This window comes from Paenibacillus intestini (assembly GCF_030803945.1).
GTDB lineage: Bacteria > Bacillota > Bacilli > Paenibacillales > Paenibacillaceae > Paenibacillus > Paenibacillus polysaccharolyticus.
On sequence record NZ_JAURUN010000003.1, the window covers coordinates 722269 to 744402 of the forward strand.

22 protein-coding genes are annotated in these 22134 nt (G+C 44.6%); 13 read left to right on the forward strand and 9 right to left on the reverse strand.

The genetic code is table 11. The features are described 5' to 3' along the window. The first annotated feature begins 5 nt into the window (after positions 1-5). The 8 genes from J2T16_RS12485 (at position 6) to J2T16_RS12520 (ending at position 5210) form a co-directional block, all read left to right on the forward strand. Entirely contained in the window at positions 6-176 is a 171-nt protein-coding gene (locus J2T16_RS12485; protein WP_434349151.1) for a hypothetical protein, read from the forward strand. Positions 177-231: 55 nt separating this feature from the next. Continuing rightward, positions 232-717, forward strand: a complete 486-nt coding sequence (locus tag J2T16_RS12490; protein ID WP_499018407.1) for a hypothetical protein — start codon at positions 232-234, stop codon at positions 715-717. A gap of 11 nt (positions 718-728) precedes the next feature. Further along, a complete protein-coding gene (locus J2T16_RS12495; RefSeq protein ID WP_336120298.1) occupies positions 729-1154 on the forward strand; it encodes a hypothetical protein in 426 nt (141 codons plus the stop codon). A 92-nt stretch (positions 1155-1246) separates the two neighbouring features. Next, positions 1247-1654 (forward strand): hypothetical protein, encoded by a 408-nt coding sequence (locus tag J2T16_RS12500; RefSeq protein ID WP_499018473.1) that lies wholly within the window; start codon positions 1247-1249, stop codon positions 1652-1654. 57 nt (positions 1655-1711) lie between these two features. Next, on the forward strand, positions 1712-2167 hold the full coding sequence (locus tag J2T16_RS12505; protein ID WP_336120296.1) for a hypothetical protein: 456 nt from the start codon (positions 1712-1714) through the stop codon (positions 2165-2167). Positions 2168-2237: 70 nt separating this feature from the next. After that, positions 2238-2579: a hypothetical protein gene (locus J2T16_RS12510; RefSeq protein ID WP_499018408.1), complete on the forward strand. Its 342-nt coding sequence runs from the start codon at positions 2238-2240 to the stop codon at positions 2577-2579. A gap of 534 nt (positions 2580-3113) precedes the next feature. Then, positions 3114-4553, forward strand: a complete 1440-nt coding sequence (locus J2T16_RS12515) for an ATP-binding protein (RefSeq protein WP_336120294.1) — start codon at positions 3114-3116, stop codon at positions 4551-4553. A gap of 375 nt (positions 4554-4928) precedes the next feature. Next, the gene (locus J2T16_RS12520) at positions 4929-5210 is read left to right on the forward strand and encodes a DUF6809 family protein (protein ID WP_336120293.1); all 282 of its coding nucleotides are present in this window, start codon (positions 4929-4931) and stop codon (positions 5208-5210) included. A gap of 135 nt (positions 5211-5345) precedes the next feature. Here the strand turns inward: J2T16_RS12520 and J2T16_RS12525 are convergent, their stop codons facing one another. Next, positions 5346-6716, reverse strand: a complete 1371-nt coding sequence (locus tag J2T16_RS12525) for a right-handed parallel beta-helix repeat-containing protein (protein ID WP_336120292.1) — start codon at positions 6714-6716, stop codon at positions 5346-5348. Between the two features lie 594 nt (positions 6717-7310). Continuing rightward, entirely contained in the window at positions 7311-8903 is a 1593-nt protein-coding gene (locus tag J2T16_RS12530; RefSeq protein WP_336122706.1) for a catalase, read from the reverse strand. 197 nt (positions 8904-9100) lie between these two features. Here J2T16_RS12530 and J2T16_RS12535 point away from each other — a divergent pair, with 197 nt between their 5' ends. Beyond that, the gene (locus tag J2T16_RS12535; protein ID WP_499018410.1) at positions 9101-11083 is read left to right on the forward strand and encodes an ATP-dependent DNA helicase; all 1983 of its coding nucleotides are present in this window, start codon (positions 9101-9103) and stop codon (positions 11081-11083) included. A gap of 218 nt (positions 11084-11301) precedes the next feature. Here the strand turns inward: J2T16_RS12535 and cysK are convergent, their stop codons facing one another. The 4 genes from cysK to J2T16_RS12555 all read right to left on the reverse strand — a co-directional run bounded on the left by cysK (position 11302) and on the right by J2T16_RS12555 (position 14769). Continuing rightward, the gene (gene cysK, locus J2T16_RS12540; RefSeq protein WP_499018474.1) at positions 11302-12240 is read right to left on the reverse strand and encodes a cysteine synthase A; all 939 of its coding nucleotides are present in this window, start codon (positions 12238-12240) and stop codon (positions 11302-11304) included. Between the two features lie 252 nt (positions 12241-12492). Next, positions 12493-12879, reverse strand: a complete 387-nt coding sequence (locus tag J2T16_RS12545; protein WP_090922615.1) for a YhjD family protein — start codon at positions 12877-12879, stop codon at positions 12493-12495. A gap of 622 nt (positions 12880-13501) precedes the next feature. After that, positions 13502-13735, reverse strand: a complete 234-nt coding sequence (locus tag J2T16_RS12550; protein ID WP_090922613.1) for a hypothetical protein — start codon at positions 13733-13735, stop codon at positions 13502-13504. After that, positions 13732-14769, reverse strand: coding sequence for a nucleotide-binding protein (locus J2T16_RS12555; RefSeq protein ID WP_090922612.1), 1038 nt, complete (start codon positions 14767-14769; stop codon positions 13732-13734). The genes J2T16_RS12550 and J2T16_RS12555 overlap by 4 nt, the downstream gene beginning before the upstream one ends. An 899-nt stretch (positions 14770-15668) precedes the next feature. Here J2T16_RS12555 and J2T16_RS12560 point away from each other — a divergent pair. Continuing rightward, positions 15669-16397: a YitT family protein gene (locus tag J2T16_RS12560; protein WP_154888393.1), complete on the forward strand. Its 729-nt coding sequence runs from the start codon at positions 15669-15671 to the stop codon at positions 16395-16397. A 200-nt stretch (positions 16398-16597) separates the two neighbouring features. Here J2T16_RS12560 and J2T16_RS12565 read toward each other — a convergent pair whose 3' ends face one another. Beyond that, a complete protein-coding gene (locus tag J2T16_RS12565; protein WP_499018411.1) occupies positions 16598-17083 on the reverse strand; it encodes a DUF2188 domain-containing protein in 486 nt (161 codons plus the stop codon). A 179-nt stretch (positions 17084-17262) separates the two neighbouring features. Between J2T16_RS12565 and J2T16_RS12570 the strand changes: the two genes are divergently transcribed. From J2T16_RS12570 to J2T16_RS12580, 3 genes are all read left to right on the forward strand, one after another. Then, a complete protein-coding gene (locus J2T16_RS12570; protein WP_499018413.1) occupies positions 17263-18063 on the forward strand; it encodes a lipid II flippase Amj family protein in 801 nt (266 codons plus the stop codon). A gap of 124 nt (positions 18064-18187) precedes the next feature. Then, positions 18188-18781 (forward strand): TetR/AcrR family transcriptional regulator, encoded by a 594-nt coding sequence (locus J2T16_RS12575; protein WP_464681466.1) that lies wholly within the window; start codon positions 18188-18190, stop codon positions 18779-18781. Between the two features lie 81 nt (positions 18782-18862). Beyond that, entirely contained in the window at positions 18863-20077 is a 1215-nt protein-coding gene (locus tag J2T16_RS12580; RefSeq protein ID WP_499018414.1) for an MFS transporter, read from the forward strand. Between the two features lie 133 nt (positions 20078-20210). Here the strand turns inward: J2T16_RS12580 and msrA are convergent, their stop codons facing one another. Next, a complete protein-coding gene (gene msrA, locus J2T16_RS12585) occupies positions 20211-21173 on the reverse strand; it encodes a peptide-methionine (S)-S-oxide reductase MsrA (protein WP_090922599.1) in 963 nt (320 codons plus the stop codon). Between the two features lie 191 nt (positions 21174-21364). Continuing rightward, a complete protein-coding gene (locus J2T16_RS12590; RefSeq protein ID WP_499018415.1) occupies positions 21365-21976 on the reverse strand; it encodes a TVP38/TMEM64 family protein in 612 nt (203 codons plus the stop codon). Between the last annotated feature and the right edge of the window lie 158 nt (positions 21977-22134).

A 22134-nucleotide genomic window follows, 5' to 3' on the forward strand; every position in this document is an offset into this window, starting at 1 on the left:
AGGTTATGGGGAGAATAGAGTTAAATAAAATAACAAGGGAATTTGCAGAATTAGACCCGATTCCTGACCCAAACATTGCAACAAAATTTCACTTCGATAGAGCAGCACAAAAGTTATCCGTTTGTTTAATTAGAGAAAATGGATTTTTCCCTAATAGAATCACATTTGAATCTTAATGTTTATATAAACTTTGATTGATTCGAGTTTGAGAGAGGAGGGGTTTACAATCTCATGGGCACTTCAGCTGTTATTTTAACGCAAAAAGATAAATATTCTCCAGACCAGCTCTTGGCTGATACGATTGTTGCGGCTTTTCATTCGGACGCTGCTCTTTATTTCTATAACAACAAAACGTATACCAATGAAGGAGAATTTTTATATACAACGCTTAACATTAACCGTAAGTCACCTACAGATGACAATGAAGCCTCATTGATTTTCCATATTCACAGCATAAGTAGCCCGAGTACTGAATTTTATGCTCACGAAGATTTAGGTTTAGATCTTAGCGAAACCTTATGCCAAGTCGGGCATATTGAAGATATCTATGGTAATCAAGAGTTAATATTTCATTTTATTTATGAATATCTCAAACTGAATCCTGATGATTATTTCTGGATAGCAGACAATGATTGGCTATACACCCGGGAGGACATGCAAAAACTGAAATCCGCATCATATGATCCAGACTGGTGCTATCAGAATCCTAGAGACTGATGAGAAAAAGGATGAAGGCTTTGACTTTACAAAAAACAGTGGAAACACTGCATCAATGGATTGACCAGAATTGGTTGACATTAGATCAGACTGAATTAAAAACAACGAGGGAGACGGTAGACTATTTATACCATCAATTGATATCAGAAATAGATCATACGGACAACTCGGATCATTTATTGGAAGCAATCCATTATGAACTTACTCATTTCTTTCTGCCGATTCCTTGTGTAATGAAGATGTATCAAAGATTGATTTGGTTGAATCCATCTAACCGTTCCTACTATGCAGGGTTTACAGATTACCTTTTACAATATGGTCCCGATTGGGAAGAAGAGGCAAATGTTTTAATCGAACTTTACAAGAAAGAAGATTTTCGAAAGGCTTGCGATTTTTCACAAAAGATTGAGCAAGTTAAAGATTTTGAGAATAAGTAATCCATGTCCAGGTATCATCCCAAATGGTGATCCTATAAAAGACTTTATCAAGGTTCGAAGTTCGAATAGGAGGAGATATGTTGATTACTCAAATGAATGAGGAAATTTTTTCGACTAATTTATCTAAAGCAGTTGATACGATAAGGAAGACTACAAACATTTCGAGCGATATCGTTAAGTTTGTCATCGAGCTCGTTGAGGAAGAGGGGAAAATGTTAGATGGTAGCGATGAAATGATGAGACACCCTGTGTTATCCACAGAGAATATTGGCGGTAAAAAACTATGGTTAAAAGATGTTGTTGGGGTTTTAGGAGGGCTTTTCCCGAAAGCTCCGATATGGATTAATGTATCTTTTGTAGAAATGGACGGAGATACCGCGATCTTCAAGCTGGAAACTAGTTTGCGCTTTAGAAAAAAGAGTTTATTAAGGAATACTGAAACAGGTCATGCTCCTTTTAAAGCCATTGCTAGACGGGGACTCTTTGAAATAAGAAGATGATTGGATTAGTAATATCCGAGACGAAATAATGAACTCATACTTATAGGAGATACGAACATGTTTAAATATAGGTATGCCATTGAATATAAAGACGATTTCAACGAAGTTATCCTGGACTTAGGCATTGATTCATCATTAAAGAATGGTCATCTAATAACTAATTCTTTGAGATCAGATATTTTTAGAGATTTTGCCACGATCCAAGAAGAGGTTGGAAACCTAATTGAATTACTGAAAGGAAAAATAACGTTATACGAAGGTGGAGGGAACGTCAATTTTATAAGATCGGACAAGTCTTTTACCACTTTTGAAGATATCTTTGTGGAAGAAGATGAAGAGGACAGCACATGTGAAATTGAGACGGTAGAATACGTAAAGGTACTATTGTTATGGGCAAAAGAGAACTTTCAATATAAAAGCCAGAAAGGTGTTATCTTGAAAGAAGACGCGGAATTAGCAATAGACTGGATCAATAAAAAATATATCGAGATCTGTGAGATTGAGATTCAATAATTTCAAAAGAGAGTTGACCCTGCTGAACATTAACTAGAAATGATTAGTGTCAATAGATTTATGCTCAAACTTGTTTGTAATGTGGTCTCACCATATAAGCTGTACTTTGGAAGAGGGAGAAATGAAAATGGGAACTTCAGCCGTTATCTTAACAAAGAAAGATAAATATTCTCCAGAGCAACTCCTAGCTGATATTATTGTTACAGCTTTTCATTCGGACGTTGCTCTTTATTTCTATAACAACAAAACGTATACAAATGAAGGAACTTTTCAGTATACAACGCTTAACATTAACCGCAAGTCATCTACAGGAGACAAAGAATCATCATTTATTTTCCATATTCACAGCATAAGTAGCCCTAGTACTGAATTTTATTATCACGAAGATTTAGGTTTAGATACTAGTGAATGACTGTGCCAGGTCAGGCATATTGAAGATATCTATGGTAATCAAGAGCTAATCCTTCATTTTATTTATGAATATCTCAAGCTGAATCCTGATGATTATTTCTGGATAGCAGACAATGATTGGTTGTACAGCTGGGAGGACGTAGAAAAACTAAAATCCGTACCGTATGACCCGGACTGGTGCTATAGAAATCCAAAAAACTATTTCTTAGAATATTAAAATACACGTTGAGTTCTGCAGATGGAAATTAATTATGTATATATGAGAAAAACCTTGAGAATTCTTCAAGGTTTTTTGGTTTCTATAAGTTAAAATCTTCGATTCTAATTAAACCATAATTTTAATTTAATCATCCTAAGATTATGTCTCGAAGAGGATAATATTTACAGGAGAGTATTTATTGAATTAGAATTAAAGTAGTATCATATTTTTTTGGAGAATGGGTGAAAATGATCATCAGTTCATTTTGTTATTTTTCTTGAAGTTAACTGTCATTTGTAATGAAAACTATATGTATATCTAAGGAGGAGAATAGCAATGGGAGTTGCACGTCAATTTGACTTGAACATTGAAAAAGTACTAGAACATTGGACACCCGCCTATGCTTTGCGAGAACTAATTGCTAATGCTTTTGATGAGCATCTATTATCGAAAACATCTGTCCCGGAGATTTATAAAGATGAACAAGGAGCATGGCACATTCGAGATTATGGCCGTGGTTTGCGATATGAGCACTTTACACAAAATGAAAATAAGGAAAAGTTAGATAATCCAGAGATGGTGATTGGGAAATTTGGTGTAGGGTTGAAAGATGCAATGGCTACTTTTGACCGTCAGAATATCCGTATCTTAATTCGTTCTCGTCATGCAGATATATCTATGGATAAAAGTCATAAGCATGGATTTGAGGATATCGTTACTCTGCATGCGGTGATTCAGCCACCATCTGATAATACTCTTGTGGGTACAGATGTGACTTTATATGGAGTCAAAGATGAGGATATGGAACAAGCCAAAGATTTTTTTCTTTATTTCTCTGGAGATGAAATATTAGAAAAGACCACCTACGGATCTGTGTTAAATCCAAATAGGCAGAATAAAGCAAGAATTTATGTGAACGGACTGTGTGTGGCTGAAGAAGAAAATTTCCTGTTTAGCTATAATATTACCTCTTTAAATGCGGCTTTACGCAAAGCACTTAATCGAGAACGGACGAACGTTGGGCGGAGTGCTTACACAGACAGAGTAAAATCTATATTACTTGCGTGTACCGATTCAGGAGTTGCTAATGAAATGGCAACGGATCTGAAAAATTTTGAAACCGGTTATATTCATGACGAACTGCAATGGACTGATGTGCAACTCCATGCATGTAAAATCTTGAACGCTAGCGAAAATGTAATTTTTCTCACGCCTGATCAAATGAGGAATGGGGGTTCGTTGGTCACTTATGCCCAAGGTGATGGATATCGAGTAGTAGTTGTACCAGATTCCATTGCTAATAGACTTACAAAACTCCAAGATATTGAAGGGAAACCAATTCGAGATTTAGAAGGTTATCGAGAAGAGTTTAATACAAGTTTTCAGTTTACTTACATACCGATCTCTTCTTTGTCGAAAGAAGAACAAAAAGTTTTTGCTATCAAAGAATTGATTTTAACATGGCTACCAAAGAGTCAGACAAAGAACATAAAAGAAATATGTATTTCGGAGACGATGAGAGTAGATTATTCTGGTTTTGAAGCCCTAGGATTATGGGAACCATTAGAACAAAGGATTACTATTAAAAGGAGTCAGTTACGAAATGTAATCGATTTTTCCGGTACTTTGTTACATGAAATTACTCATGCGTTTACTGGTGCGGATGATGAATCTTTAGAATTTGAAAACGGATTAACGCAAATGCTTGGTCAACTAACATCGTATGCTATTAAAAATGAATCACCAAAGAAATTTTTAGGTTTATTCAAGTTGTGAAACAGATTTCTTTTATAATACTAGTTTAATTAAAGATATTTGAGTTTTTTACGTAAAATATTACTTGTGCAGATACAAATACGAAGGTATGGCCCAGCGTTTGCTGGGTCTAATTTTAAGTGATTTGACGGGTTAAAGTTTCAGAAGTTGAAGGTTGTTGTTAGTGTCCTATACGTTAATTTCTTGTTATAATTGTTGTTTACTCAGTTCTTTTGCATACCATACTGGTATAATTTTTGTTTTAGGAAAAAGCGATTTCTATTAAGAGTTTAAATTTCTCTTATGAATGAACTAAAGATAAAACTAGCGCATTTCCCGCTAAATCCTCATCCTACCTCATCTCTTGATATACAATCTTTCTGAGGTGACCTTACCATGAAGGATAATATGTCAAACCTGATCGAAGATTTGTTTCACGGAAACTTGCGTTTGGACGAGTCGATTCATCCTGAACAGGCCGAGTATCATGAAATTAACAGCCAAATATCGGACATCATGCAAAACTACAAAACAAAGCTCCCAGACACAGACTATGATGCCTTGGAGCGACTGATCGATTTGATCGGACAGTCCACATCCATGTACGTGGAAGCGGCGTTTGAGCAAGGTTTTCGTACAGGCGGAAGATTGATGATTGAGGTTTTAGCCAAACCGTGAGTACCTATCTACCTTATGAGCCATTAGACAATACACTGCAATTCAAAAATCCCCTTCTCCATTACCACCGATTAGGCTGGCATGGGGGAGGGGACTTTGCTTTATAAATTATTCTTTTATCTCACCAACCCACACCTACCGTGCACCAATATTCTTACCCGCTGGCGTTCCAGATCCAACCAAGTCACTGCCACCTGCAAGCTTCAGGAAGTTACCCAAGACAGGCGTGCCGTCTGCGGCACGGGTTACTGAAGGTACGAGGGAGACAAAGTCGGCTGCGCTGGCGAGCAGGCCTTTGTCGTTGACGCTTTTTTTGTTTTTCCACCAGACGTTGGTGCTGCTGACATCGGTTCCGCTGGTTTTGTCGCTGGCGCCGCCTTGGAAGGACAGGTTGTTGGTGAAGATGTGGGTTCCTACATCAAATGCGAAGTTGCTCTGCCCATTGTTATAGGAGGTATTGTTTTTCATCTGAATTGAACCCGGATTGCTGTTATAGGTAAAGCCATGCTTTTTGTTATTAAACGCAATGTTGTTCTCAACAATGTGATTCACGGCAATTTTCTCGCCGCCTAGCTTAAATCCGTTACCGTCACTGTTCGAAGTGGACGTTCCGTCAGCAGTTGCGCCGTTGCCGTATGCGATACTGTTGCGAATCGTCACTGCACCGATGGCGCCTGTGTCTGTTTTGCTATAGAGATCCCAGCCATCGTCCACGTTATAAGCGGCAATACAGCCGTCAAAGACGTTCCCTGGACCAACCGTCAGCTTGGCGGCAAAACCGTCTGCATCCTCGCCGTCATCCGGGTCGTAGTTGTTGTGGGAATAGGAACGAATGACTTCGTTATATGAAGGCCATTCACTCTTGGCGGCGGTAGAAGCATAACGTCCCATCTGAATGCCCGTATCGCGGTTATGGTGAGCTTCGATCTGCTCCAGACGGTTGTAGCTGCCACCAATGAAGATACCGTTATCGCCGGCTCCTTTGACCTCCAGTCCTTTCACAAACCAGTAGTCCCCGAACATTTGTAATCCCCGATTCGTGGAGGCGAAGGCTTGAGCCGAGAAATCAAAGACAGGTTTTTCCGATCCGTAGGCGACCAGATTTTTGCGCTGTGAGGATGTGCCGCTGTTACCACGTTCAATCGTAATCGTTTGCGAGAAGCTGTAGGTTCCGCCGCGCAGATAGATTGTTTTGCCTGGGGCGATCTGGGTCAGAGCATTAGCCAGTGACGTTGGACTGTTTATCGTTCCCGGATTGCTGGCAGAGCCGTTAGGGGACACGTACAAATCACCCGCAGCCAGCGTAAGATTGGAACTGTTCACCACTGACTCTGATTCTGAGGTATTAGGCAATCCACCTTCCAAAAGTTCTGCGGCACCCACCGAACCACCGCTTAGCAGTAATAGAGGGAACGCGGCACTGAGACAGATGTTAGTCATTTTGGATTTCAGAGAACGCTGGGATCGTGCAGATGCATGAGTAGATGTGGAAGGGAATAATTTCATGATGCAAGCCTCCTTGGTTAATTGGGATAAAATATCGAGCTGGCGGGTAACTGGGTATGGACTGAACAGAGCAGTACAGAACAAGCAGAACAAAGCAGAACAGAACAGAGAGTACCTTCAATGAAATCACAATATGATACGTCACTTGCTTCGTCCTACCTGGCTCACTGCCTAAAAGGTATCCACCCGGACACAGCTTCATGGTAAATGTTGTAAACGCTCTCATCAATAATCATTTGATCAGGTTGCGTTAAAGGTTAGCAGGGCAAGCTTGACTGTTCACAATCCTGTCCCATTTATACAAGAAATATAATCCGATCATTGGCTGATCGCCTTTTATTAACGAACCATCGTCCGAAATGAACGTGAATATGCCTGTTTTTCCTGAGCTGATCACACGAGACTTATCCCGAATCCACCGCTTTGAACCTCATTTTTCTCCAAAATCAACAGCTGTCACGTAACAAAAAGCCCCATAAGCGGCTGCCAACACTGGCACCCAGACTCATGGAGCGATGCTTCATCTAACTTTTTAAGCAATAATACTCATCCAGTTATGGATAATACTCGTTCAGCTCATCTAATTCCAATTAATTAATACCCATCCGTCTCCCGACTGCGTTTTTCGGCTTGCTCAACGCTCGGATCATGTTTCGGCTGTACTGTTTCACTATCGTCTGTGGATACAGCAGCCAGTCCTTCTGCCACACGTCGCCCGTAATCCGCATCCGCTTGGGTAAAATAAGAGATCATGCGCTCCCGGATATCCGGTTTGCATTGGGCCAATGCGCCGACCATGTTGCTGATTAACTCATCTCGCTCCCAGTCCTCGAACGCCCGGTACGTATCCCCGGCTTGTCCAAAATCATTGGTACGCTCAATCTTCTCCCGCACCAGATGGCCTTCCACCAGCGGTTCATGCTCTTTACCACGCGGCTGAGCTTCCGTTAATCCCCCGAGCGAAGAAGGCTCGTAATTCACATGTGGATTTTGACCCGGTGCCCGGTCCACTTTATACTGCATTTGCCCGCCGCTTTGATTAGTAGCTACCCGGTTCTTCGGCGCATTCACGGGTAGTTGCAGATAGTTCGCACCCACGCGGTGACGCTGGGTATCCGAGTAGGAGAAGGTACGTCCTTGCAGCAGCTTGTCATCCGAGAAATCAAGCCCGTCCACCAGCACACCCGTCCCGAATGCGGCCTGCTCCACTTCATTAAAATAATCCTCGGGATTGCGATTCAATGTCATTTTACCTACGGGCAGAAACGGAAACTGATCCTGCGGCCACAGCTTGGTCGGGTCCAGCGGGTCAAAATCCAGCTCGGGATGCTCGCCATCCTCCATCACCTGAACGCACAGCTCCCATTCGGGAAAGTCACCTTGTTCAATCGCATGATACAGATCGAGCGTAGCGTGGTTGAAGTTCTGACCCTGAATTTCAATGGCGTCCTTTTGCAGCAGGTTGCGAATGCCTTGCTTCAACGGTTCCCAGTGGTATTTGATGAGCACACCTTTGCCGTCCTGGTTCACCCATTTGTATGTATTTACACCCGAACCCTGCATTTGCCGATAATTCGCCGGAATGCCCCACGGTGAGAAAAGGAAAGTCACCATATGTGTCGCTTCAGGGCTAAGGGAGACAAAATCAAAAAAACGCTCCATATCCTGCGCGTTGGTCAGCGGGTCGGGTTTGAACGCATGCACCATATCCGGGAATTTCAGCGGGTCACGGATGAAAAAGATTTTCAGATTGTTGCCGACCAGATCCCAGTTGCCGTCTTCGGTATAAAATTTAACCGCAAATCCGCGCGGGTCCCGTAGCGTCTCCGGGGAATGCCCGCCATGGATGACGGTCGAGAAGCGTACGAACACGGGCGTTTGTTTGCCTTTTTCTTGAAACAGACGTGCTCTGGTATACTTCGATACGGGTTCATTGCCGGCCGTTCCATACGCTTCAAATACGCCATGAGCGCCAGCCCCACGGGCATGCACGACCCGTTCCGGGATACGCTCGCGGTCGAAGTGTGTAATTTTTTCGAGAAAGTGATAGTTCTCCAGTGTGGTCGGTCCGCGGTTGCCCACGGTTCGTACGTTCTGATTGTCGGTAATCGGATGGCCCTGCCGATCCGTCAACGTTTCGTTGGATGGGTCTGAGGAATGGCCGGATGGTGAAGAATGTTTATCCATGGAGCGGTATACCACCTTTCCTAAAGTTGGATCCATGTATATTTTTTCCTAGTGGTCAACATCTATACATAGCCCTATCCAAGCTTCTCCGTTAACCAAGTAAAAAAAAGCTTGTCTCCTGATCCATCACATGCGATAATTAACTTTTGCCCTGCGGACTTTTTTGAACGGAAAAGGAAAGAGGACCGCGTCTAAGAATGGAGGCTGACCCAGGATTGTCTACACAACGTTACCCTTTTGCATATGATCCGGCTGAACCTTTTGTATCCCGTCTGGGAGAGTGGGTGGCCGATGTGTTTTATGATATTTTGCCAGAGTCCGGCTTTGAGGTACGGGACGAACAGATTTTTATGGCGTACCAGCTCGAACGGGCCTATGGAGATAAAAAAACGATTATGGCCGAGGCCGGCGTAGGAACAGGCAAAACACTCGTTTATCTGCTCTACGCGGTTTGTTATGCACGTTATACGGGCAAACCGGCGGTGATCGCCTGTGCCGATGAGTCTTTAATTGAACAGCTGGTGAAGCCGGGTGGAGATATTGCGAAACTCGCTGAACATCTGGATTTGCAAGTGGACGCACGTCTGGGCAAGTCCCCAGATCAATACGTCTGTCTGAACAAGCTGAGTGCCGTCCGATTCGCCGATGAGGATGCGCCAGTGATTGAAGAGGTATACGAGAGCCTGCCGGAATTCGTGAACACGCCGGGAACACTTCAGGCATTCCATCCGTATGGTGACCGCAAGCAGTATCCGCATCTGAACGACCGCCAGTGGAACAAGATTAACTGGGACCCGTTTCAGGATTGTTTCGTGTGTCCGAAAAGACAACGTTGCGGCCTGACGCTGTCGCGTGATCATTACCGTCGTTCCAAAGATATCATCATCTGTTCCCATGATTACTATATGGAGCATGTATGGACTTATGATGCGCGCAAGCGTGAAGGACAACTGCCATTGTTGCCTGACCATAGCTCGGTTGTATTTGATGAAGGGCATTTGCTGGAAGAAGCCGCATTGAACGCCTTGAGTTACAAATTGAAACACCGGATCTTCGAAGAACTGGTCACACGTTTGCTTGAAGGGGAGATTCGTGAAACCCTTGCCGAGCGTGTAGATGAAGCAATTGAGAGCAGTGAGCGATTGTTCCGACTGCTGGATACGTATACGGTGGCGATTCCCGGCTCCGAGCGGAAGGAAGTTCGCGTAGAAGCACCGCTGTTGCAAGAGATCGAACGGTTGAACAGTGTACTGGATGCAATCGGCGAAGAGCTGGTATTCGAGAGTGGATTATTCTCGCTGGATGGGTATCAGATGCGTGTTGTGGAAGAACATCTCGATATGATTCAGACAGCATTGTCTCTGTTCCGTAAGGAAGATGGTTACATCTGTTGGGCGGAAGAGAGCGAGGAAGAGACGACATTGTCGATCATGCCACGTACGGTAAAAGAAATACTGAACGAGCGTGTGTTCAACACTGGCATTCCAATTGTATTTTCCTCGGCAACGCTGTCTGTGGATAGTTCATTCCGTTATGTGGCGGACAGTCTGGGGATCGACGATTTTGTATCGTTCTCGGTCGCTTCTCCGTATGATTATGCGGACAAAATGCAGATGAAGATTGCTGAACAAGCCGCACCGGGTCATGTAGAGAACGAAAACCGTTTGCGTGATGCGGCTGCTTTGCTCCAGGAGAGCGGCGGTCGTGCACTGATTCTGTTCCGTACAATGGAAGAATTACGTGCGTTCAAGCAGGACATCGTTCATGTGCCTGAAGCTGAAGGATTACGCTTTATGTACGAGGGAGACAGAGAGATCAGTGACCTGATCGCGGCGTTCCAGCAGGATGAGGAAAGTGTGCTGTGCTCTGTCAATCTGTGGGAAGGTCTGGACGTTCCAGGACCATCATTATCCAACGTGATGATCTGGTCACTTCCGTATCCACCGCAGGACCCCGTGTTCAATGCCAAACGGAATGCATCGGCAGCGCCATATGAAGAGATCGATCTGCCGTATATGCTACTGCGTGTGAAGCAAGGCCTTGGACGTCTCATTCGGACAAGCAGTGACTCCGGTTCGGCCGCGATTCTGGATGAGTCTCTCTATACCCAGAAGGAAGCCAAAGACCGCATTGCTGCTCTGCTTCCCGAAGGTGTGGAATGGACAACCTTGGCACATTAATCGATGTAGATCACATATAGATTTCATACGAAAATAAAAATAAGCTCCTGTTCACTGGGATACATGATCCGAGGTGAGCAGGGGCTTATTTGTTTTGATTTTCTATTCGGTTATTCATTTGGTTCTCGATTTTGTTATGCAATATGGACTTAGAGCTTGAGTAGATGATGCAGAGAAATAATAGATTGTCGGGTTAAGGATCGTTGTCTTCGGCTTTGTTAAAAAATACCCATGCTCAAATACCGTTCCCCGGTATCCGGCGCAATGCAGAGCACCCGGTGCCCCGGCCCCAGTTCCTTCGCGATGCGAAGGGAGGCCCACACCGAAGCGCCAGAAGAAGGGCCGAGCAGCAGCCCTTCCCGGGCAGCAAGCTGCCGCATCGTATCCAGTGCGTCCTCATCGGACACCTGGATGATGGCATCCCATACGTCGGTATTCAAGATGTCCGGGATGAAGCCCGGACTTGTACCGACGAGCTTGTGCGGTCCAGGCTCGCCGCCGGACAGCACCGGGGAACCTTGCGGCTCCACCGCATAGATGCGGAGGTCGGGAAGCTGCTTGCGCAGCTCTTCGCCCGTTCCGGTGATCGTGCCGCCGGTTCCGGCTGTAGCGATGAAGGCGTCTAGCCTGCCATCCATCTGCTCCATAATTTCGGGCGCCGTCGTGATCCGGTGGATATCCGGATTCGCCTGATTCTCAAATTGCTGCGGAATGAAGCTGCCCGGCAGATCGGCGTGGAGTTCCTTCGCCTTGCGAATCGCTCCAGGCATCCGCTCCGCAGCAGGCGTAAGTACAACCTCTGCGCCATATGCCTTCAAAATGTTGATGCGTTCCTTGGACATGTTATCCGGCATGATGAGGATCGCTTTGTATCCTTTGGCCGCGGCATTCATCGCAAGGCCAATTCCGGTATTGCCGCTGGTCGGTTCGATAATGGTTGCCCCAGGCTGCAACAATCCATCTCGTTCAGCCTGAGCGATCAGGTTGTAGGCGGCACGATCCTTGACGCTGCCGCTTGGGTTGAAATACTCCAGCTTGACGAACACGTCAGCGGAGTCAATGCCTGTGAGCCTGCTTAATCGAACCGCAGGGGTCTGGCCGATCAGTTCAGTCACATCTGCGGCTACGAGCGGATGTGGATTTGTATTATTTTTCATAAATGAAGGTGAATGCGAATTCGAAATTATATCCATAAAGTACAGCTCCTTGATTGAAAAGACGTTTAAGTTATATCCGTTTCCCATATTGGAATGGTTGGATATGTCTTCTCCATCTTAATGACAGAGCACGCAATGGTCAACCTGTTCAGCAGTCACTTGCCTGGAATATGGAGTCTCGGCAGAGCCTTGCTTCTTTCATCTGCAAGTTTGGGAACCAATCGCGCCTCCTACCTCGAAAACCAATCATACTCAAGTTTGGGTCAGATCCATCTGAAGATGGCGACTTAACTCTTTTTTGACCTCATTACGTGCAAATGTCCAGAGCATATAGAACCGCTGTCCGTATCCTCTGCACAAATAAACGGTTTCGATGCCATCCTTGCCCCGCGTTTCCTCCAGAACTTTCACGCCACGGGTTCTCATTTGTTTGCGCAGTCCGAGCATCTCCTGAAGTACCTCATTCTGAATACGGGTCAGCGACAGAATATAGACCTCGGGCATTTTCAGAAGCAGCGTATCCAGTGTTCGAATATCCCGTTCCAGTACATCCAGCAAAAGGGTGCGTACGACCATACCTTTGATCAGGCGGTGATCTTCATCGGAAGGGGTGGGGGCGGAAGTAGAAGAGGATGTCATGGCAATTCACTTCCTTATCCTATAATTGGAATTTAATGTTTACAGAACATGTGTTCCTATATTATAATCAATATATGCAAAATATAACCGTTATACAACCGAGAAATAATGGAAATGAGTTTGTTCTCCATTCTTAATCGTTTATATAGAAACCCAAGTTGTAGTAAGGCGAACGCATCATTCATCTCAATGAAGTCTAATTGCCAAGTAAGAGCACATGATTTGCGTTACAACATCTATGATGTGTTAATTGAGAAGTTTGTGGTTTTCAGATGGGAGAATACTTGCTAAGAACGGACAAGCTGACTCCAAAATTTAGGTATAATTTATGGGTTTTGCAGGAAACCTAAGGTCAGTAGCAACATCAACTTGGTAAAACATATATTCAGAGCTAACGTTCCTTATATGCGAATATTGTAATTAGAAATAACAAAGAAAGAACACATTGAGGAATTTGCAAAAGAGCATCAAAAAAGCCCTGCCTTGGGGGGCGGGGCCTTGAGTAAATGCTGCCGATACAGCGGCAGTCTAAATGTTAGATGTGTAATGGAATAAAATAGAAGCTTCTTCAACAGTAAATAAACAACTAAAACTAAAGTCTGCAACAGGTTGTTACCCAATTTTAAGCAAGATATTGAGGTTTCTCGTAATATGCTTCTTTTTCTAAAATGACTTTGTAAGGCCGCTCCTTGCCCTTCAGTGATGGGCCGATGGTAACGAGCGGTACGGCCGGTTTGTGGAAACGATCCTCTTCCTTGGGTTCCGGAACCGGTCGTGATGAATCAGGCGCAGAACTAAGGCGAACTTTCTTCTCGCTGCCCCAGCGCTTGCTTATTTTTTTCATTTCCGGTCTCATTCCGGTTCGCCTCCTAACAGATCGTTGATGGCGTTAAACAGTTGACGATTTTGCAAGTCAATGTGCTGAAACACCGCCTCATCCGCTTCAATATGACCTATAATGTGAACGGTAATTACATACCTCTTGGCTACAGGATAGCACAGCAGATACTCTTTCTCAAGGTAATCGTCGTACAGATTTACTTTGATTTTGTTTTCTTGATATGAATCGACAACAAGAATGCGTTTGGGATCGTCCGGCGGTTTGTCATCATTGGCGGACAAGTCGTATTTTCTGCCGGGTTCTCCAACATTACCACATAATTGCTCAATGTAACCATTACCATCTGTACGATAGATCGCAGTGCCGCGTACAGTGAATGGCGGATGTGAAACAAAGGCACTTCGCAGTGCGTCACTCATGCGTTCGAGCATCTGGGCATCTGCTTTGCGTGTACGCAGCAATTCCCTAAAGAAACGTAGCAGTTTGAATAATTGCAGTCTTGCCTGATCTTCGGAGCGCTTATGATTCTCGATGATACGCTCAGCTTCGGGATCACTCCAGCGTCCTTGTTCTTCAATGCTGTCTGCGATCTTGGAGCAGGCTACAGATACGGCGGGAGCCCATTTTCCGTCAGAACGAATCTCATATACCAGCGGATTCAATCCCAGCAGATCGGTGGGCATCCGCAATCCTTCGACTTTGGCAGCATCCTTGATGTCCGTAATATCTTCAGGAAGAATGAAAAAAATACGCTTTCGTCCCAGACGGCCCATAAATAGACCCATTTCAAGCATTGTATTATCCCGAACCGATGCGTAGTACTTCCCGCGAATTTTGGATATGTCATCTGGATGGAAGATAAAAATGGCAAAGTCCGTTGTGCGTACCTCAGCTTCCAGATCGTCCATGGTATAACTGCTTGGATTAAATACCCCCGAGTACCACGGGGTGACTTCGGCTGAAAAGCGCAAGTTTTCGTGTACAGCGGCTGCAATCGGCTTCGCTTCCAGCGAGCAGCCAATAAAGACTCTCGGCTTTAACGTTTTCATCACTCCGCCTCGCTTAAACGGTAATGGGATTCAATTGTTATATTATACCATAAAAAGCAGAGTAAGTCTGGAAACGTTTGAATTGTATTGGCGATACCGTTCGCTATAGTGTATGTGCATAAGGAAAAGGATTCCTTTGCTAACGACTAGAAAATAAAAAAAAAGCCCGTAATTGTCACAGTTGGGTGACTGCACTGTTATATTTGAAAGCTTCGGTCATAGAATAAAGGAGCAGGTAGCACCATTCGTTAGCTTTGCTGATACGGGTGTGCCTGTATGACGGCTGGAGCAGCCCAGAGGCTGTTTTATGCGTGTTTTTGCTGGGTTGCTTGTTTAGACCCGGTCACATTGGTGTTATATAATAGAAGTACAAGCAAGTTAGCTTTGGTGTTTAAATTGAATGAAATAAAATGCTGTGAGTTGAATCTCCCTTTTACACGTTAACGAAGAATGCAGAACCCATCAGTAGAAGCGAAGCGCTCGCGTTTATCACAGGATTTTTCCTTTTGAAAAAAGGAATCAAAAAAATCCGGGGATAACAGCGATCAAAAGAGGGTACTGCAATCGAAGTGGTAAGTGTAAAGCGACCTGTTCAACCTTCTGCATCATTTATTTTTCAATTTAACCAAGCACAGCTAACCACAAAACACAGAAAGGATCAGGATACCATGAGTCCCCGAAGGACAATCTCCCCAAGGACAATCTGGAAACGTTACGATCTCTCATACACATAGCGCCCCTTGTAGAGTAAACCAACCGGTTCAACAAAACGGCTGACTCTGCGAAAGAGGGGATTGGGATGAATATTCGAAGGACGTACACGATGATTTCTTCCAGGCTTACCTTTTGCAGGGTACGGTCGGTCTAAAAAACCAACTACAAACTGCGAGGGAACCTGTATGAAGAGAACATCGTTAACCGTACAACACGTTAAGACAGAAGCGATCAAGTTTGCAATTATGTTACTTGGTACATTTATTTTGGCATTTGCTTATTATCACATTAACTTTCAGAATCATTTATCGGAGGGCGGATTTGTCGGTCTGGCCCTGCTCGGAAAATATGCAACGGGTTTATCGCCGGCGATCGGCATGTTGCTACTCGACATTCCTGTCATGATCCTGGCCTGGTTCATCAAGGGCTGGAAATTCATGATCCAAGCACTGCTTGGTGTGGGTGCATTTTCCCTATTCTACGACGGCTTTGAGCGTTACTCCACACTGGTGATGAATTTTAACGGAAACCTGTGGATTCCTGCAGTACTGTCCGGTGTATTGACCGGGGTTGGTGCGGGAATTGTACTTCGCTTTGGTGGAGCGACAGGTGGAGACGATATTCTCGCTGTGCTCGTCAGCCGCTGGAAGGGATGGAAACTGGGAACGGTTTTCTTTGTCAGTGATGCGTTCGTTTTAGGATTGTCACTCTTCTTTCTTCCGGTAAAAGAAACTTTATATACAATTCTGGCTGTATGGATTGCCAGCAAAATGATTACGTATGTGGTCGGCATTCCGGCTCGCGGTACAGTGGTTACAACATCTGCTGTAAAATTACCGATTCCATCGGTTGCCGCCAAAGCGGTCAATGCAGCTACAACACGGACTTCCGTGGCACAAGGCGTAACGAATTGAGCAGGCATTTCAGAATAACCCATAGCTTATATGGCATAAAAAGTGTTCGAGCTTTATCAAGCTTTGACTGGTTTGAAGCAAGCTCTGATTTAGAGAGGAATCCCTTTTGTCTGCAGACTCTGCAACAAGAGGGATTTTTTGTTATGCGTTAGGAATGCTTTTAAATAAATGTCCTTGGACATTAGTGTAATAGATGCACATTAGGATTTAAGAGAACGAGCAATTTGTCCATCCTGATTATGAATAATGGCTCGAATATGATGTTTGGTGCTCCATGCTTTAGCGGCATCAACAGCCTCCACTTTGGTATCGTAGGTGGAATGGTAATCGGATGTGCCTTCTTGTTTAATGGCCCAGCCCGATTCGGTCGGTACAACATGAATGTTGTTATGGCTCTTGGATGAGGAGACAGGTTCGGAGTGGCGCCGATTCCGAGAAGAAGATTCTGAAGAAGAAGACTCGTCAGGCTTTTTTGATGATGTACGAGAAGACGAATCGGAGCCTGACGCCGTATGATCAGGGTGATTCTCATCCCACTCCTCCGCTTTGGCCGTTGCGATGGCAATTGCCCGTCCTTCTTCATAACCGTCATCAAGCAGAGCGTTGGCAATGTCGATGGCTTTATGCCGAATGCGTGGCTTCAGATTTTTCATGGATACCGGGTAGTCGCTTTTATTCCATGGCATACGTTATCCCTCCTGAAATAGTATGGGTTAGTAGTATATTACCCCCAGGCATATCAGATAAACGCCAAACGGTTTCTCATTCCTTTTCTATACTTCGGGGGAGATAAGGCGTATAATACGTTGGTGATAAAAATTGGATAAAATCAAACATTAGAACCAATATAAAGGAGAACGTACATATGTTCAGTCTAAGTCTCGCTCTTCCAATGATATTCACCATGCTGATCCATGCAACAGATAGCTTATCTTATGCACTTCGTCTTGGCGGTTTGCGTACGCGCCGGATTGCTCTTGCGATATCACTCGCAGGCATTTTGCTACTCGTGTCTCGTACGTCCAATATGGCACAAGGCCCCATGATCGGTAGTATGGTGGACTCCGCCACCCATGGAGCCAACCCGCACTTTGCAGCACAACTGCATTGGTTGATGGGGGCAGCAACGTTAGGAACAGCATTAGCCATACTCTGTTTCCCGACAATGGTCAAACTCTCATCGCGAATGGTTGTACATTTTGAAGCGGCAGGTTCCATTCCTGGCATGGTCCGGCAACTTCTGAAGCGGAGTAAGCTTCGTAATGCAACGTATTACATCACTCCGCCATCTTGGGAAATGGCCAAACGTTTGGTACAACACGGCATGCCAAGACGGTTAATGTTGCTCAATGTAGCCGTAACTGCCATCTATACTACAGGTGTTTTGTCCAGTTTATACGCAGCGTATCTATACCCGGATCAGGCTGTTGCTGCATCTCAGTCGACAGGATTGATTAACGGTATGGCAACCATTTTGCTTACAATTCTGGTCGACCCGCGGATTTCACTCCTGAGTGACCGATCTTTGCGTGGTGAAATCCGGCTGAATCGCATGAATCAAATTTATGGCTGTATGCTGATCTCTCGTCTTTTTGGTACACTGGTGGCGCAGTTACTGTTGATTCCTCTGGCCTACTGGATTGGCTGGATCGTAAGTATGATGTGATCATTTTTTCACAGTGCTTACGAATGAGTGAGAAGGGATGCCTTACTTCTATCGATTGACAGAAATTAGGGTGCGTGCTACTATTAGACCGAATAGTCGGTTTTTTTGTAGGGAGGGTATATTTATCGAAGTCAAACGGAGAAAAGACGTTGCTCAGATAAAAAAAGATATTGTACGTAACACCAAAGAGCTTTTTGCCCAGAAGGGGTATGGAGCCACTTCGATGGAAGACATATGTACGATTAACAATCGAAGCAAAGGTAGCATTTATTATCATTTCAAAAGCAAAGAAGAGCTATTTATGTACCTGATCAAGCTGAACAACGAAGACTGGATGGACGAATGGCTTGAGAAGGAACCTCAATATAAGACCGCTACAGAGAAGTTGTACGGACTCGCTGATCATTATGTCGATGACATGGCGAATCCGCTGAATCATGCGATTAATGAATTTGTCTCTGGTCAGGTGGTTAGCCAAGAGATGATGGATGAGATGCTTGCTCTGATTCGGATTCCGTATGCGACCTACGAGCGTATTTTATCTGAAGGTATGGAAGCTGGAGAGTTTAAAAAGGGTAACCCGCAGGACATGATGCATATTATTTACGGCCTGCTTAGTGGATTAAGTACACTTTATTTCGAAAAAGATGTGCAAGAAATCCGGCGCCTGTACCATATCGGGATCAGTAGTTTACTGACAGGCATCCAGCAACGTTAATGAGAACAAACTGATGAAATATCAGTTTTTCTTTTTAAACAATAATAAACCGGACAGTCGGTTTAAAAAGGGAGATGGAATATGAATACGTTATTCAGAAACAGAGCTTTTCTTATCATCACAGGATCAGATTTGTTGCAAAACCTTGCGATATGGATACGCAATATGGCAATCCTCTATTACATTATGGATCAGACGCAAGGAAACCCGGTGGCAATCTCCCTCATTACTGTTCTGGAATATGCTCCAATCTTTATATTTTCCATCATAGGCGGTGCGCTTGCAGATCGGTGGAATCCCAAACGAACGATGATTATCGGAGACATTCTAAGTGCTTTATCGATTGTCATCATCATGGGTATTCTTAGCTCTGGTTACTGGCAGGTTCTTTATGCAGCAACCCTCGTTTCCTCCATCGTCAGCCAGTTCTCTCAACCCTCATCTGTCAAAATAGTTAGACGGAATGTCAAAAAGGAGAATGTACAGTCAGCAATCGCCGTAACGCAAAGTGCAAACTCCCTTTTCCTTATTTTTGGGCCAATCGTAGGTACTTTTATATATACTGCTATGGGCATTCAAACATCCATGACGGTGTTGCTCATCTTATTTGTCGCTTCTGCTATTTTGCTAACGTTTCTGCCCAAGGATCAAGACAAGCGGGAAACCGGTACTTCTCTCTTCGCTGATATTAAAGAAGGATGGAATTATGTCACTCAGTCTCGTTCACTTCGCATGTTGGGTCTGGTTTTTGGCTGTGTTGGCCTATCCGCGGGTCTGATCAATCCACTAGCCATTTTCCTGGTTACGGAACGATTGGGATTGGAACAAACCGCACTACAGTTTCTGTCGGGAGCATCCGGGCTTGGTTTGCTCATTGGCGGGGGGATCGCTGCGGCTGTCAGCAACAAGTTGAATCAAACGAAAACATTAATGATCGGGCTGTTGTGTCTGGCTGTTACAATGTTAGGTGAGGTCCTATCCAGTTGGCTCTGGTTAACGATGGGTCTGACGTTCCTGAGCTCCATAAGTCTTGCTTTTATTAACATCATTATCTCTTCCTATATGGTCAGCCGGATTGATGAACACGTCATTGGCAGGGTGAATGGAACCATTATGCCCTTATTTATGGGAACGATGCTGATTGGTTCCTCACTCGCGGGTGTGATCATGAATCAGACTTCTTTGATTTTCGTGTATGTGATATCGGTCATCATCATGCTCCTGAGCATGATTCCGGGTTTAAGAGTTCAGTTTAATGATCAGAATATTTTGAATAATGTTGAACTAAAAAGGTGATCGCACACTGTGGCTTGAAGGTTTCGAAGCCGATATGTTAATTCAAATAAAAAAAAGAGCAAAGGGATCAACCCATTGCTCTTTTGGCTTAGTAAGAGGGTACTTTTGCTACATTTATTGCTTCCGCCCAGACTTATTCGAATAAAACGTGGTATTCGCCGTAGCCTTCTTTTTGCAGATCCTCTTTAGGTACAAAACGAAGTGCCGCGGAGTTGATGCAATAACGCAATCCGCCTGCTTCCGTAGGGCCATCCGGGAATACGTGCCCCAGGTGGGAATCTCCTTCACGGCTGCGAACTTCGGTACGGATCATGAAGTGGCTGAGATCTGTTTTTTCCTTCACGTTGTAGTCTCGAAGTGGACGAGTGAAGCTTGGCCAGCCGCAACCCGAATCGTATTTGTCGGTAGAACTGAACAGGGGCTCACCCGATACGATATCCACATAGATGCCATCCCCATGATGATCCCAGAATTCGTTGTGGAACGCGGGCTCCGTGGCATTGTTCTGTGTTACCTCATATTGAAGCGGAGTCAGACGCTCCTTAAGTCCGCTTTTGTCCACACTACCCGACCAGTTGCGCTCAATGAAGTCCTGACGGCCTGAGCCTTTGCTGTACCGTTTGTAATGAGCAGGGTTTTTGCGGTGATAGTTCTGATGATGTTCTTCTGCTTCATAGAACGGTTTGGCAGGCAGGATTGGGGTGAAGATCGGTTTGTCAAAACGTCCGCTCTGTTCCAGTGCAGCTTTGGAAGCTTCAGCAATCTGGCGTTGCTCCTCACTGTGGTAGAAGATAGCCGTCTGATAAGATGATCCGCGGTCATGGAACTGTCCACCGGCATCTGTTGGATCAATCTGCTGCCAGAAGAGCTCAACCAGTTTCTCATATGGGAAAATGGATGGATCAAACGTGATCTGCACCGCCTCCACATGACCTGTTGTTTCCGAGCATACTTCCTCATACGTAGGATTTTCGGTATGTCCACCTGTATAGCCTGAAACGATCTTATGAATACCAGGCAGTTCTTCAAAAGGGGATACCATACACCAGAAGCATCCGCCTGCAAATGTTGCTTTTTCCAATGACTGTTGTTCCATGCTATATTCACTCCATTTCTGATGAAAGAATCTGGCGCTTGTATTTTGCTCCAGCAATCATCGTTATATTTGAATTTCTAAATATGAATATTAGGCTTACTCTTCTATTATATCCCGAATGGTCAAGTCAACCAAGCGGGATCGCGCCAAGTAGGCATGAATCAGACTGGAAAAATTGTATCAGTACAGCCTCAAGCCTTTTTACGTGACCGATAGCGGAACAACATGAAAATCATAGCCATAACAATCATATATCCCGCCAGTATTCCCAAACTCAGCCAGATCGATGAACCGGCCTGTGCCCCTGCGTAGGCAAATACAAAGATTGCAGGCATTTTGCCAATCGCTGTCGCGGCCAAGAACACCCAGAAGGGGGTATACGTAATGCCGGCATAGATGTTAACAGCCATCTGGGGAACCACGGGCAGTAAACGCATCGTCATCACGCCCATGAACGGATGTGCCTCCATCCAGGCTGTAAACCGATTCAATCCACGGATACGTGCAAGATAACCCCGAGCCTGTTCCCGAAAAATAGTTCTTGCTCCAGCATAGACGAGGATTGCCGCAAGCGTTGTGCCGAGCCAGCATATCCATGCAGCCATGGTTATACCGTAGCTGTACCCAAAAGCAATAATAACAAATTTGTAGGGAATAACAGGTACAAGGGCAAACAGTGTTGCCAAGGAAAGTAAAAGCGGAATGGACTGATGATCCTCTGCCCATGCCAGCAGTTCATATCTGTAAATAAACGTGACTCCGGCAAGTAAAACATAAACGAGGAGCCATAACCATTTTCGCAAAAGCCAAACGCTCCTTTCAATTCAGATCCTTGGAGACTCAGAGTCTCATCCGGTTCTGCTATCCTTTATAAGTTTACCACGACAGGCCATCTTGTGAACAATGTAGACAGCTATTACTTCGGATCACTGGCAAGTTAGAGGCGGAGAGGTTACACTAT